General features: G+C 70.2%; 1 protein-coding gene. It reads right to left on the reverse strand.

Annotated features, from left to right (window positions below):
- Positions 1-2: 2 nt before the first annotated feature.
- Positions 3-16544: a type I polyketide synthase gene (locus NS4_RS32955; protein WP_063059951.1), complete on the reverse strand. Its 16542-nt coding sequence runs from the start codon at positions 16542-16544 to the stop codon at positions 3-5.
- Between the last annotated feature and the right edge of the window lie 28 nt (positions 16545-16572).

Consider the following 16572-nt stretch of genomic DNA (forward strand, 5'->3'; position numbering starts at 1 on the left):
GTTCAGCTGAGGTTGTCGATGAAATCGAAAAGCTCGCGGTCATCCGCATCGTCGAGCTTTTCGGCGTTTTCGGCCAGATCGGCCGCGCCCCGGTCATTGCCTTCCAGTTGCCGTTGCAACACAGCCAGCCGGCTCGCGATCTCCGATCGTTGCGCCGGTGAGAGTTCCGCCTCGGCGCAGTGGCGCGCCAAGGAATCGAACTCCATCGTGATCACCGGCATCGGGTCGTCGCCGGGTGCGATTTCCCGGCGGAGGAACCCCGCCAAGGCCACCGGGGTGGGGTAGTCGAACATGGCGGTCGCGACGAGCTGCACACCGGCGGCCGCCTTGAGCCGGTTGCGGAACTCCATGATTCCCAGCGAGTCGAAACCGATATCGCTGAACTGTTTGTCCACACCGATCTCCGCCGCGCTGTGATAGCCCAGTACGGCTGCTGCCTGCGCCCGGATCACCTCCAGCAGCAGCTGTTCCTGCTCGGCCGGCGAACGGCCGGCCAGCTGCCCGGACAGTCCGGTCGGCGACTCGTCCACCGGCCCCGCCGCCCGCCGCCGGGCCGGACGGGTCAGACCACGCATCACCGCCCGTAGTTCGCCCTGCGGCAGCTCGGCCAACGCTGCTCGATCCAGTCGCGCCGCCACGGAAACGGTCCGTCCGGCCGCGAGCGCGGCGTCGAACAACGCCATACCCTCCGGATCCTCCAGTGGTAGCAGCCCCTCTCGGCGCAGGCGTGCCAGATCGGTCTCCGACAGCGCACTGGTCATACCACCGCCCTGCCGCCACGGACCCCACGCCAGCGAGGTGGCGGGTAGGCCGCTGATCCGGCGGTGGTGTGCCAGGCTGTCCAGGAAGACATTCGCGGCGGCGTAGTTGGCCTGTCCCGGACTGCCGATGACACCGGCGATCGACGAGAACATCACGAATACCGCGAGATCGAGATCCGCGGTGGCCTCGTGCAGATTCCACGCGGCATCCACCTTGGCCGCCAGCACCGTGCGGATCTGTTCCTCGGTCAGCCGCTCGAATACCCCATCGGCCAGCACACCCGCGGCGTGCACGACAGCGGTGAGTGGACGATCCGGGGGGATACTCGCCAGCACCGCGTCCACCGCCGCTCGATCGGCGGCATCACAGGCCACCACCTCGACTTCCGCGCCGGCGGCGATCAGTTCGTCCCGGAGTTCGACCGCACCGGGCGCAGCCGGCCCGCGGCGACCGGCCAGCACCAACCGCCGCACACCGTAGGTCCGGACCAGGTGCCGGGCCAGCACCGCCCCCAGTGCACCGGTGCCGCCGGTGATGAGGACGGTCCCGTCGGGACGCATCCGAGTAGGCACGGTGAGCACGTTCTTACCGATGTGCTGGGCCTGGCTCAGGTACCGGAAGGCCTCGGGGCCGTGGCGCACATCCCAGGCGGTGATCGGAGACGGCCGCAGCGTTCCGGCCTCGAAGAGCGCCACCAAGGTCGCCAGGATCTCCTGTAACCGGCCGGGGTCGGCATCCAGCAGCATGAAGTCCCGGTACCGGACGCCCGGATGACCGGCCGCCACCTCCGCCGGATCACGGCGGTCGATCATGCCCATCTCGATGAACCGGCCGCCTCGCGGCAGCAGCCGCAACGACGCGTCCACGAACTCGCCGGCCAGCGAATCCAGCACGATGTCCACACCACGGCCGTCGGTGACCTGCAGGAACTTCTGTTCGAAGTCCAGGGTCCGCGAATCCCCGATCAGGTCCTCGGGGAATCCGAGGTCCCGCAGCACACCCCACTTCGGCCTACTGGCCGTGACCAGCGACCGCAGACCGAGATGCCGGGCGACCTGGATCGCCGCCATCCCGACCCCACCGGTCGCCGCGTGCAGCAGCAATGTCTCGCCCGGCACGGCCGCGGCCAGATCCACCAGCGCGTAGTACGCGGTGGTGTACGCGATCGGTACCGAGGCCGCTCGGGCGAACGACCAGCCACGCGGTATCCGGGCGAGTAGGCGCCGATCGGTCACGGTGACCGACCCCACGCCGGTGAAGAATCCGAACACGCGGTCACCGGGCGCGAATTCGGTGACGTCCGCGGCGACCTCGAGTACCACGCCGGCGCCTTCACCGCCGATAGCGGCGTCCGGGTCCGGATAGGTGCCGAGTGCGATCAGCACATCGCGGAAGTTGAGACCGACCAGGCGCATACTCACCCGAACCCGGCCCGCAGCCAATGGCTCCAGCGCGTCGGAGTTCTCGGCGAACGCGAAGTTGTCCCCGGTCAAAGTGCCCCTCCCGCGCAGTCTCAGCGACCACGAGGATTGCGCGCCGGCCATGTCCACGGCCGGCTCGTCGCCGGCCCGGCGCAGCCGTGGCGCGTGGACCGCACCCCGGCGGATCGCCAGCTGCGGCTCCTGGCGCACTGACAACACCCGCGCGATACTGTTCCGGTAATCGGTCCAGTCGTCGATATCGAGCAGCAGCAGCCGATCCGGATACTCGCTCTGCACCGAGCGCACCAGGCCCCATACCGCCGACGACGAGAGATCCACCGGCTCGCCCGGATGCACCGCGACCGCTCGGCAGGTCACCACCACGATCGGGATATCCCGGTCCAGCAGGCGCATGATCTCGGCGGAGACGCCGATCACCACATCGTGGACCGCTTCCGGTAGATCACCGGAGATCATCCGCTGATCCACCCGGATCACCGCCGCGGTCCGGCCGGCGCCGGTGACGATCTCACCGATATCACCGGCGTCGGACACGGTGTCGGCGGCGGCGGGCTCCTCGGCATGCTCGGCGCCGGACTCGGGCAGGCGTATCCAGTCCACTTCGTAGCCCGCCCCCGGCAGGTGCCGGCCGGCCGGCTCGAGCGCGCCGACGGAGATAGGACGCAGTGTCAACGTCCCGATCCGGGCCACCGGAACACCCGAGGTGTCCGCCAGCCATACCGTCACCTGGCCGGAGGAAGTTTTCGCCACCGCACGCACCCGCACCGACGAGGCACCCGCCGCGTCGAGGACGACGTCCTCCCAGGAGAACGGCACGGCCACTGTGTCCGCGTCCGCGGCGGGGACCAGCCCACCCACGACCACCGCGTGCAACGCGGCATCCAGCAGCGCCGGATGTATGCCGAACTCATCGGCCGGGCCGGCGGCTTCCGGCAGGCTCACTTCGGCGAACACCTCACCCGCGCCACGCCACAACGCCCGCAGGCCACGGAACGCGGGACCGTATTCGTAGCCGCGTGCGGCGAGGTCCGCGTACACGTCATTCGTATCGACGGCCGCCGCCCCCCGCGGCGGCCAGCTCATCGGCTCGGTGTCATCGTCAGCGGTGTCCGCGACCTGCGGCTCCGGCACGACCGTCGCCGACACATGCCGAATCCATCGGCCGGACCGGTCATCACCGTCCGCGCCGGAGCCGGGACCGCCGCCGCCGGGGCGCGAGTACACCGACACCGCCCGCGCCCCGGACTCGTCCGGGCCGCTCGTGACCGCCCGCAACTCGACCGCCGTCTCACCGGCCAGCGGCAACGGCGACTCGACCACCAATTCCGCCAGCCGTGGGCAGTCCATCGTCGTCCCGATGTGCAGGACCAGGTCGACGAACGCCGCGCCCGGAAGCAGCGTCGTCCCGGCGACCGCGTGGTCGGCCGGCCACGGATGACCGTCCGCGGTCAACCGCCCGGTGAACACGGCCCCATCGGAATCCGGCAGCCGCACCATCGCACTCAACAGCGGATGGCCGGCCCGGTCCATATCCGGCTGCCGGACATCGGAGACGGTGATCGGCGCCGGCCAATAGCGCTGGTGCTGGAACACATAGGCCGGCAAGGACACCGGGCTCCCCGGGCGGCCCGCGAACAGCGGCCGCCAATCCACCGCGACACCGGCGACATGAGCCCACGCCAGCGCCGACAGCAACTGTGTCGGCTCGTCCGCCGAACGCCGCGCCGCCGCCACGAATATCGAGCGATCCTCGATATCGGGTGTTGCGGCCAGGCACTGCCGTGCCATCACGCTCAGTACCGCGTCCGGCCCGTTCTCGACGAATCGCCGCACGCCGAGCGCGGTCGCCGTTTCCACTCCCGGCGCGAACCGCACACAGCCACGCAGCTGATCGACCCAATAGTCCGGATCGGTCAGCTCGGCGCCCGCTACCGAGCCGGAGACATTGGACACGATGGGCAGGGTGGGCCGGTGATAGGTCACCCCTTGGGCCACCCGCCGGAACTCGTCCAGCACGGGATCCATTCGTGGGGAGTGGAACGCGTGACTCACCCGCAACCGGTTGGTCTTCACACCCGCCCGGGTCAGCTCGGCCTCGATCTCGACGATGGCGTCGAGATCGCCCGACAGCACCACCGACGACGGGCCGTTGACGGCCGCCACCGACACCCGGTCGGCGAAGTCGGCGACAGCCTTCACGGCGACGTCCTCGGTGACAGCCGCCGCCAGCATCGCGCCGCCGGCGGGCAGCGCGCCCATCGATCTGCCCCGGGCCACCACCAGCGCGCAGGCGTCCGGCAGCGACCAGACACCGGCCACGTACGCCGCCGCGAGCTCGCCGATCGAATGCCCGATCAGCACATCGGGCACCACGCCGAACGATTCCAGCAGCCGGAAGGCCGCCACCTCGAAGGCGAACAGCGCCGGCTGGGTGAACTCGGTCCGGTCGAGCAGATCGGCATTGCCGGGATCGAACACGATGTCTTCGAGTGAGCGGCCCAGCAACGGATCGATATGCGAGCAGACCTCGTCGAAGGCGGCCGCGAATACATCGAAGGCCGCGTACAGTCCCGCGCCCATGCCGGTGCGCTGAGCACCCTGTCCGGTGAACAGCAGCGCTGTCGCGCCGGTGCCGGCCGTCGCCGTGATCGTGCCGGGCGCTCCGGCCGCCATCTCGGTCAGACCGGCCAGCAGTTCGTCGCGATCGGCGGCGACCACCGCGCCGCGCCGATCGAGTCGGGCCCGGGTGGTCTCCAGGGCCCGGGCCGCGTCCCGGAGATCGAGGTCGGGGTGTTCGATGAGCCATTGCCGCAATCGCTGCGCCTGAGCCCGCAAACCCGGCTCCGAGTTCGCCGACACCAGGAACGGCACTGCCGTGCGCGGTGGGTCGGCCGGCTCGGCCGCACGGGTCCGGACTCGCGGCGCCTCCTCCAGGATGGCGTGCGCGTTGGTACCGCTGATACCGAACGAGGACACTCCGGCGCGCCGGATCCGGCCATCGGCCGGCCAGGGCACGGCCTCGGTCAGCAGCGCCACATTGCCGTCCGACCATTCCACGTGCGGACTCGGCTCTTCGGCGTGCAGGGTCCTGGGCAACATTTCGTGCCGCAGCGCCTGCACCATCTTGACGACCCCGACGACGCCGGCGGCGGCCACCGTATGCCCGATATTCGACTTGACCGTGCCGATGCGCACCGGATGCTCGCGATCCTGGCCATAGGCCGAGATCAGCGCGTTCGCCTCGATCGGATCTCCCAGCGTGGTACCGGTTCCGTGCGCCTCGACCGCGTCCACATCGGCGGGTTCGAGTCCGGCGTCGGCCAGCGCGGCCGCGATCACGCGTTCCTGGGACGGACCGTTCGGAGCGGTCAGCCCGTTGCTCGCACCGTCCTGGTTCACCGCGGTTCCGCGTACCACCGCCAGCACGTCGTGACCGAGCCGGAGCGCGTCGGACAATCGTTCCAGTACCAGCACACCGACGCCTTCGCCGAAAGCGACACCGTCGGCGTCGGCGGAGAACGCTTTGCACCGCCCGTCCGGGGACAGCCCGCGCTGCCGCGCGAAATTGATGTACAGCCAGGGGGTCGCGGCGACGGTCACCCCACCGGCCAGAGCCAGCGAGGTGTCCCCATCGCGCAGCGCGCGGCAGGCCTGATGCAGCGCGACCAGCGACGACGAACACGCGGTGTCCACACTGACCGCGGGCCCTTCCAGGCCCAGGACATAGGACACCCGTCCGGAGACCACACTGTGCGCGGTGCCGGTGAGCCGGTAGCCCTCCAGTTCTTCGGGTATCCGCTCGGCGTACCCGGAATCACACACGCCCATGAACACTCCGGTGTCACTGCCGCGCAGGGTGGTCGGGTCGATACCCGCACTCTCGATCGCCGCCCAGGACGCTTCGAGCAGCAATCGCTGTTGCGGATCCATGGCCGACGCCTCCCGGGGGCTGATCCCGAAGAACTCCGCATCGAACCCGCTCACATCCGTGAGGAAGCCCCCACGCCGGGTGTAGGTCGTGCCCGGGCTGTCCGGATCGGGATCGAAAAGCCGTGCCAGATCCCAGCCACGGTCCGCGGGGAACTCCCCCGTCGCGTCGATTCCGGCCGCGACCAGCTCCCAGAGATCGTCCGGTGACGAGACGCCACCCGGGAACCGGCAGCTCATCCCGACGATCGCGATCGGTTCGTCGACGCGCCGCGGGTCCGCCTTCGCGCTCGACCGCGCGGCCGGCTCGCCGGCATCCCCCGAGGTATCGGGCGCGATCCGGGACAGCAGCAGCTCCGTTATCGCCGTAGCGGTCGGATAGTCGAACACCAGAGTCGAGGGCAGCGCCAGACCGGTCGCCTTGACCAGCTGATTGCGGAACTCCATCACACTGAGCGAATCGAACCCCAGATCCTTGAACGGCACACCGGGGTCGATGGATTCGGCGGTCTCGTGTCCGAGCACCGCCGCCGCCTGGGTCCGTACCACTTCCAGAACGAGATGTTCCCGCTCGCCGGCCGGCCGGACGGCCAGCCGGTCGGCCAGCGTCGACGACTCACCCGGGCCCGCCGCCGCCCGCCGGCGCGACGGCCGCAACAGCCCACGCATGATCGAACGGGTGCCGGCCGAGCCGGACTCGGCGAGCGCCGCCCGATCGATCCGGGCTCCGACGAAGGCCGCCCGGCCACCGGCCAGGGCCGCGTCGAAAAGCGCCAGACCCTCCTCGGTACCCAGGGGCGGAAAACCGTCGCGCCGCAGCCGGGCGATATCGGCCGACCCCAGACCGGTGGTCATACCGGTGCCGTCCCCCCACAGTCCCCACGCCACCGAGGTAGCCACAAGGCCCATGGTCTGCCGGTGCTGGGCCAACGCGTCGAGGAAGACGTTGGCCGCCGCGTAGTTCGCCTGGCCCGGGTTACCGATCACACCGGCGATCGAGGAGTAGAGCACGAAGGCCGCCAGGTCCATGGACTCGGTCGCCTCGTGCAGGTTCCACGCCGCGTCGACCTTCGGCCGCAACACCTCGGCGATCCGCTCGGGGGTCATGGTGTCGAGCAGTCCGTCGGCCAGCACACCGGCGGCGTGCACGACCGCGGTCAGCGGGTGCCGGGCCGGTATCGCGGCCAGCACCGCGTCCAGCGCCGCTCGGTCCGCCGCGTCGCAGGCGACGATATCCACCCGGGCGCCGAGGGCGGCCAGCTCGGCCCGCAATTCCCCGGCACCGGGGGCCTCGGGCCCACGCCGGCTGGTCAGCACAAGGCTGCGGACGCCGTACTCGGTGATCAGATGCCGCGCCAGGCCCGCACCCAGTCCACCGGTTCCGCCGGTGATCAGCACCGTCCCGTCCGGCCGCAACGGAGTGGGCACGGTGAGCACATTCTTGCCGATATGCCTGGCCTGGCTCATGTACCGGAAAGTCTCGGGCGCCCGCCGGATGTCCCAGGCCGTGATCTGCGACGGTGTCAAGGCACCCGACTCGAAGAGGCCGACGACAGCGGTCAGGATCTCCCGCAACCGATCCGGGTGCACATCCAGGAGCACGAACGAGCGGTATTCCACTCCCGGGTATTGCGCCGCGACCTGAACCGGGTCGCGTTCATCGAGGAGCCCCATCTCGATGAACCGGCCACCGCGGGGCAGCAATCGCAGGGACGCGTCCACGAACTCACCGGCCAGCGAGTCCAGAACGATGTCCGCACCGCGCCCGTCGGTGACTTCGAGGAACTTCCGCTCGAAATCCAGCGTCCGCGAATCCGCGATCTCGTGGTCGGCGAAGCCGAGGTCGCGCAGCACGCCCCACTTCGACTCACCGGCGGTCACCAGCAGCCGCAATCCGAGGTGCCGGGCCAGCTGGACGGCGGCCAGACCGACACCACCGGTGGCGGCATGCAGGAGCAGTGTTTCGCCCTGCTCGGCGCCCGCGAGATCGACCAAACCGTAGTAGGCCGTCGCATAGACAACCGGAACAGCGGCGGCCTGCACGAAGGACCAGCCCTCCGGGATGGGGGCGAGCAGCCGACGGTCGGTCACCGATACCGAACCGGCACCGGAGGTGAACCCGAAAACCCTGTCGCCGGGCGCGAATTCGGTCACATCGGGGGCCGTCTCGAGCACGACGCCCGCGCCTTCCACACAGAAGGTCGCGCTGATCGGTCGTGATCCGGCAACCGGATTCGCCACCATGCCCAGCGCGATCAGCGCATCCCGGAAATTCACCCCGACGGCGCGCAGCGCCACCCGCACCTGACCGGGCGCCAGGGCCGGCTGCGCCGGTGCCTCGGCGAGCACGATATTGTCGCCGGCCAAGGTGCCCTTTTGCAGGTGCGTCATCGCCCAACCCTGGGTCCGGACGAGATCCGCGGCACCCACGATATCGCCGACGCCGGCACTCAGCCGGGGCGCGTACCAGGTCCCGCGGCGTAGTGCCAGCTGCGGTTCGGTGCTCCTGGCCACCGCCAGTGCCACCGCGCGGCGGTATAGCGACCGATCGTCGATATCGAGGACGACGATCCGGTCCGGGCGCTCGGACTGCGCGACCCGCACCGTGCCCCACACCGGGGCCTGCGTGATATCGACCGGCTCGCCCGGGTGCACCGCCACCGCCCGGCAGGTCACCACCACTACCGGATCGTCGTGGCTCAGCAGCCGCTGGATCCGCTCGGTCAGCGCGGTGACGGTGTGGCGCACATCCCGGGGAACGTCGCCACCGGTCTCGTCGTCGAGCCGCAGCACCGAAACGGTCCGGCCGGCGATGGTCACGGTTTCACCGATCTCGGCCGGACTCCAGGTACCGGAGTCGCCGGACGCGCCGTCGTCCTCGGGGAGCGCGACCCAATCGACCCGATAACCCACATCGGTTCGTCGCCGGGTGGCCGACAGCGCATCCGTGGATATGGGCCGCATCGTCAGGGCGCCCACTTCGGCAACGGTCGCACCGGTTGCATCGGTGAGGGTCACCGCGAACCGGCCCGAACCCGGATCGGTGGCCACGACCCGGACCCGCACCTCGGTCGCACCGGTCGCGTACAGCTCGACATCCTCCCAGGCGAACGGAACAGCGACCTGTCCGGACCAGGTATCGGGCAACAGCCCGGTCACCAGGATCACGTGCAGCGCGGCGTCCAACAGGGCCGGGTGCAGGTCGAATTCGTCGCCGCCGGCACCGGCCGGTAGCTCCACCTCCGCGAACACCTCGTCGCCGCGCCGCCACGCGGCCCGCAGACCACGGAAGACCGGCCCGTACTCGTAGCCCCGCGCGGCCAGATCCCGGTAGGCATCGCCGATGTCCAGCAGCGAAGCGCCGACCGGCGGCCACACCCCCAGAGCCGGGTCCGTTGCCCGGCCGGCGGATTGGCGCACGAGTGTGGCCACCACGTGACGCACCCAGACCGGCGTGTGTTCGTAACCGCCGGAACCTGTACGACCCGAGTCGTCGGCCGGCCGCGTACGTGAATGGACCGAGACACGCCGGGCTCCGGACTCGTCCGGTTTCCCCACCACCACCGCCCGGAACTCGACGGTATCGGCGGCCGGTAACGGCAACGGCGCCTCGATCACCAGTTCGGCCACCCGCGGGCATCCGATCACCGCGCCGATGTGCAGCACCAGCTCGGCGAACGCCGCCCCTGGCAACAGGGCCACACCAGCCACCGCGTGATCGACCACCCACGACTGCCCCGACCGGGACAACCGCCCGGTGAAAACCACCTCGCCGGAATCGGGAACCTGCACCATCGCGCCCAGCAACGGGTGGCCCGGATCATCCAGACCCGACTGCCACACATCCACCGACGGCCCCGGTTCCAGCCAGTACCGCTGACGATCGAACGCATACGTCGGCAATGGCACCCGGCCCACCGCACGACCGGCGAACAGCGGACCCCAATCCACCTCCGCCCCCGCGACCCGCACCGCCCCCAGCGCCGCCACGAACGCCGCCGCCTCATCGACCGAGCGCCGCGACGACGCCACCACCACCGACCTGGTCTCCAGCTCCGGGCGCTCGGCCAAGCACTCACGGATCATCGCGGTCAGCGCGGCATCCGGTCCGACCTCGACGAACCGGCGCACCCCGGAGTCGATCAACGAATCCACCCCGGGTGCGAACCGCACACAGCTGCGTACATGCGAAACCCAGTACTCCGGATCGCACAGCCGCTCACCGATCAGCGCACCGGAGACATTCGACACGATCGGGATCGACGGCGATCGATACGTCAAACCCCGCGCCACCGCCCGGTACTCGTCCAGGATCGGCTCCATCAGCACCGAATGCGACGCGTGCGAGATCCGCAGCAACGAATTCTTGCGCCCCGCCTCGGTCAACCGCGCCTGGATCTCGGCGACAGCGTCGGCGTATCCGGAGAACACCACCGAATTCGGGCCGTTGATCGTACCGACCGACACCCGCTCGCCGTAACCGTCCAGCAACTGCGCGGCCTCGGCCTCCGACACCGCCGCCGCCAGCATGGCACCACCCGACGGCGCCGCGCCCATCAATCGGCCGCGCGCGGCCACCAGCGCACACGCGTCCGGCAACGACCACACCCCGGCCACGTACGCCGCGGCGAGCTCACCCAGCGAATGCCCGGCCACCACATCCGGCACCACACCGAACGATTCCAGCAACCGGAACAGCGCCACCTCGAACGCGAACAACGCCGGCTGCATCCATTCCATCTGGTCGAGCAACCCGTCGGGATCGGTGAACATCACCGCCCGCAACGACCCGCCCAGCTGCCGGTCCAACTCCCCGCACACCTCGTCCAGCGCCGACGCGAACACCGGGAATGCCTGGTACAGACCCGCCCCCATGCCCACTCGCTGGGCCCCGCCACCGGTGAAGAGGAACGCGGTACTCCCCGCCCGCGCACCGCCCTCGACGACAGCCGGCGACACCGTCCCGGACGCCAGCGCCGCCAGCCCCGCGATCAACTCGTCCCGGTCGGCGCCGACCACCACCGCCCGGCGCTCGAGCCACCCCCGGGTCTCGATCAGCGAATACCCGATACTGTCCACATCCAGTTCGGGATGTTCGATCAGCCACTGCCGCAACCGCTCCGCCTGGCCGCGCAGACCCGGTTCCGACCTACCCGACAACAACAACGGCAGCACGCCCCCCGCGGCGCCACCGTCTGCAACCGCAGCGCTCGCGGGCGCATCCGCCGCCAACGCGGGTGCTTCCTCCAGGATCACGTGAGCATTGGTGCCACTGATCCCGAACGAGGACACACCCGCGCGCCGGACACCCACACCGGCCGGCCACGGCTCGGACTCGGCCAGCAACCGAACCGAACCGGCCGACCAATCCACGTGTGGTGTCGGCGGATCGGCGTACAGGGACTTGGGCAAGGTCTCGTGGCGCAGGGCCGCCACCATCTTGATCACGCCGCCGATACCGGCCGCGGCCACCGCGTGCCCGATATTGGATTTCAGCGATCCGATCCGAAGCGGGTGCGCACGACCGGATCCGTAGGCGGCGATCAGAGCCTGGGCCTCGATCGGATCACCCAGCGCCGTACCGGTGCCGTGCGCCTCGACCGCGTCCACCTGGGCCGGGTCCAGCCCGGCATTCGCCAAGGCCGCGGCGATCACCCGTTCCTGCGAAGGGCCGTTCGGCGCGCTCAGTCCATTGCTCGCGCCGTCCTGGTTGATCGCGCTGCCACGCACGACCGCCAGCACCGGATGACCGAGCCGCCGCGCATCGGACAATCGCTCGACCACCAGCAACCCGGCGCCCTCGGCCCAGGTGACACCATCGGCGGCAGCGGAAAACGGCTTGCACCGCCCGTCGGCGGCCAGTCCGCGCTGGCGGGAGAAGTCGACGAACAGATCCGGGCTCGCCGCGACGGTGACACCACCGGTCAGGGCCAGCGACACCTCCCCCTGCCGCAATGCCTGACAGGCCAGATGCAACGCGACCAGCGACGAGGAACACGCGGTGTCGACGGTGACGGCCGGACCTTCCAGGCCCAGGACGTAGGCGACCCGGCCGGAGACCACACTGTGCGAGTTGCCGGTCAGCCGGAATCCCTCGTATTCACCGGTTACGCCGGGTGCGTATCCGGAGGAACCGGCGCCTATGTAGACACCGGCGTCGGTGTTGCGCAATGTGGCCGGATCGATCCCCGCGTTCTCGAGAGCCTCCCAGCACACTTCCAGAATCAACCGCTGCTGTGGATCCATCGCCGCCGCCTCACGCGGTGCGATGCCGAAGAACGCCGCATCGAAAGCCGCCACGTCCTCGATGAAGCCGCCCTCCCGGGTGTACACAGTGCCGGGCTTGTCCGGATCGGCGTCGAAGAGGCGGTCCAGGTCCCAGCCGCGATCCGCCGGAAAGGGGGTGACCGCGTCGACGCCACCGGCGACCAGGTCCCACAGGTCATCGGCCGACCGCACGCCGCCCGGGAATCGGCAACCGATTCCGACAATGGCGATCGGTTCCTCGGTGCGGTCGCGTCGCGCCGCCCGCGGTGCGTCGCGCTCGTGGCCTTCCAACCGGGAACGAACCAGCCGGGTGACCGCGGTCGGTGTCGGGTGGTCGAAGATCAGTGTCATCGGCAGGTCGACTCCGGTGGCGCGAGCCAACCGATGCCGCAATTCGATCCCGCTCAGGGAATTGAAGCCGGAGGCGGTGAACGGCAGGTCGGGATCGATCGCGTCGCCCGAATCGTGACCGAGTACTGCCGCCGCCTGCTCGGTGACCACCGCGAGCACCATCGCCTGCCGCTGCGGCCCGGCCACGGCGCCGAGCCGCTCGGCGAAGGACCCGGCCACCACGGTCCGCCGTTCACGTACCGGGCTGGTTCGGTCGGCCACCGCGGCGGCGGTCTCGGGTACGGGTCCCGCCGGCTCGATCAGCACCGATTCGATGGTGAGCAAGGGCCGGCCGTTCTCGGTGGTCGCGGCGAGGCGCGTGGCACCCGCTTCGCCACATCCGATCCGGACGCGCGCGGCCGGCTCACCACGGTCGTACAGGCGGATACCGCGCAGCGACACCGCGATCGGTATCGCCGGACTGTCGGATCCGGCGGTGGAGGAGTCCAGCGCGGGATGCAACATGGCATCGAAGAGCGCCGGATGAACCATGAAACGGCCGGCCTCATCGGTCAGGCTCTCGTCGAGCGAAACCTCGGCGAAGTGCTCGCCGTCCTGTTCCCAGGCGGCGGTGACGCCCTGGAACGCCACGCCGTAGTCGATGCCGCGGGCGAACAGCCGGTCGTAGAGTTGCCCGGCGGACACCCGGTCGGCCGCGGGGGGCCGGTCACCGATCGCCGCCCCGGTGGAGTCCGCCGTGTCCACGGCGGAGGCGAGCACGCCGGACGCACACCGCACCCACATCGGCGCGCCGCCCTCGTCACCGGCGGCCTCGGTGCCGGGTCGCACGTGCACGGTGAACGCCCGCTGCCCGTGGTCGTCCGCTACTGCCACACCGACCTGCAAATCCAGGACTTCGGCAGCGGGCAGCGGTGGGTGGATCCGCAATTCCGACACCGTTTCGGCGCCGACCCGGGCGCCGGCGGCCAGGGCGATATCGACCCAGACCGAGCCGGGTACCACCGCCGTACCGGCGAGCACATGGTCGGCGAGCCACGGATGGGTACGGGTGGTCAGCCGGCCGGCGAACAGCCAACCGCCGGTATCCGCGACGGGCATCGCGGCGCCGAGCACCGGATGATCGGGATGGACCAGCCCGTACGCGCGTACATCGCCTGCTCCGACAGCCGCATCCGGGGTCCAGCACTGCCGCCGTTGGAAGGCATAGGTCGGCAGATCCACGGGGACGGTACGTGGCGCGAGCAGCTCGGCCGGAACATCGATGCCCACGCAGTGCGCCCGAGCCAGCGCGGCGCCGAACTGCTCCGCACCGCCACGTTCGCGTTCGAGCGTGCCGAGCACGGCCACCCGCTCGGACAGTCCCAGCGACCCGGCGGTCAGTTCGATCGCCACATTCAGCACCGGATGCGGGCTGACCTCGACGAACGCGTTCATTCCGGTATCGATCAACCTGCGCACCGATTCGGCGAACCGGACCTGCCGGCGCAGACCGCGGTACCAGTACCCGGCATCCAGGCCGGCCGTATCCAGGTAATCGCCCGTCACGGTCGAAAAGAACGGTATCGATCCCGAAGCGGGCCGGATCGGCTCCAGTTCGGCCAGTAATCGGTCCCGGATCCGTTCCACCGCGGCCGAATGCGAGGCGTAGTCCACCGGAACCCGCTTCGCCCAGACTCCCTCGGCCGCGCACTGGTCGAGGAACTCCCCGATCGCCTCGGCATCGCCGGATACGACCGTCTGCCCCGGACCGTTCTCGGCGGCCACCGATACTCGACCGCCGAACGCACGCAGCCGATCGGCGACAGTATCCGCGGACAGGCCCACCGCGGCCATGCCGCCGGATCCGGCGAGCTCCTGGGCCACCGCCTGGGAGCGCAACGCCACCACCCGGGCACCATCGGCCATCGACAGGCCGCCGGCCACCACCGCGGCCGCGATCTCACCCTGCGAATGTCCGAGCACCGCGGCCGGCCGGACACCCCGCGCCTGCCACGATCGCGCCAGTGACACCATGACCGCGAACAGGGCCGGTTGCACCACGTCCACCCGGTCCAGTCCGGGGGCACCCGGTTCGGCCCGCAGCACCTCGGTCAACGACCAGTCCACGAACGGTGCCAGCGCCGCTTCGCATTCGGCCACGGACGCGGCGAACACGGGGTCGGCGGTCAGTAACCGGGCACCCATTCCCGCCCATTGGCCACCCTGACCCGGAAAGACGAAAACCACCCGACGGGCCGCGGCACGCTCCGGTGCGACCACCCCCGGACCGGTTTCGGGTGCCGGGTCGATGAGCCCGGACAGCCCGTCGGCCAGGGTGGCGATATCCCCGCCGACCACGGCCGCGCGCCACTCCAGGTGCGCGCGGGACCGGGCCAGCGAGGAGGCCACCGCCGCGGCTGCGAGGTCGGGATGATCGCCGAGCCAGTCCCGAAGCCGAGCGGCCTGCGCGCCCAGCGCCTCGGGACTGCGCGCGGACAGTACCCAGGTCAGCGGCTGCCGGGGCGCGGTATCCGGATCGCCGGGGTCCGTCCCTGCCGCGACCGTCGCCCCGGCGGGAGCTCCTTCCAGGATCACGTGCGCGTTGGTACCGCCCATACCGAACGACGAGACAGCGGCGCGGCGCACCGGGGCGGCCGGCCAGGGCCGGTTGTCGGTCACCACGGTCAGGCCCAGCTCATCGAGCGGTATCCGGGAATTGGGCGTGTGGAAATTCAGGCTGGGTACCAGCCGGCCGTACCGCACACACAGTGCGGTTTTGATGAACCCGGCGATTCCGGCCGCACCTTCCAGGTGCCCGATATTGGTCTTGACCGAGCCGACGGCCAGCGGCCGCCCGGCCGGTCGTCCGGCGCCATAGGTATCGCCCAGCGCGGCCGCCTCCACCGGATCGCCCGCGGGGGTGCCGGTTCCGTGTAGCTCCACATAGTCCACCGACTCCGGTTCGACCGCGGCGGCCGCGAGCGCGTCCCGGATGACCGCCGCCTGAGTGGCCGGACTGGGTGCGCTCAGCACCTGACGATCGTTGCCGTTGTTGACCGAACTTCCACGGATCACCGCGTAGACCCGGCGGCCGGCGGCCACCGCCCGGTGCAGTGGCTCGAGCACGACGATGCCCCCGCCTTCACCACGGACGGTCCCGTCGGCGTCGGCATCGAAGGTGCGGCACTTCCCCGACGGCGAATGGGCGCCGAACTGTTCGTAGCGCTCCCCGCTGAGCGGCGACAGGATCAGGTTGACGCCACCGGCGAGCGCGACCTCGCAGTCACCACGGCGGATCGCTTCGGCGGCCAGATGCACCGCCACCAGCGACGAGGACTGCCCACTGTCGACCACAAGACTCGGCCCGGTGAACCCGTAGTAATTCGAGATCCGGTTGGCCGCCACACCCCGGCCCACCGCCCACAGCGAATGCCGGCTGATAGCGGCTCGTCCCCGCGCGGCCACGATTTCGGCGAAATCGGTACCGGTACTCCCGAGGAACACACCGGTGGCAACCTCGGCCGGGGCGCCGAAACCCGCGTCCTCCAGCGCCTCCCAGCTCAGTTCCAGACCGAGCAGCTGCTGGGGATCGATATCGCGGGCCTCGTTCGGGGGCACGCCGAAGAAGTCCGCGTCGTATCGGGTCGCGGTATCCAGGAACCCCGCGATTTCGTCGATTCCCGGACGGTCCGGCCCGGCGGTGCCGATCGCGTCCTCTCCTTCCCGCAGCAGTCGCCAGAATGCCTGGAGATCGGGGGCTCCGGGCATACGGCACGACATCCCGACAACAGCGATATCGTTCGCCGACTCGATCATGGAAATTCCCGTCCAACCAGGTGAATAC

The organism is Nocardia sienata NBRC 100364, assembly GCF_001613205.1.
GTDB lineage: Bacteria > Actinomycetota > Actinomycetes > Mycobacteriales > Mycobacteriaceae > Nocardia > Nocardia sienata.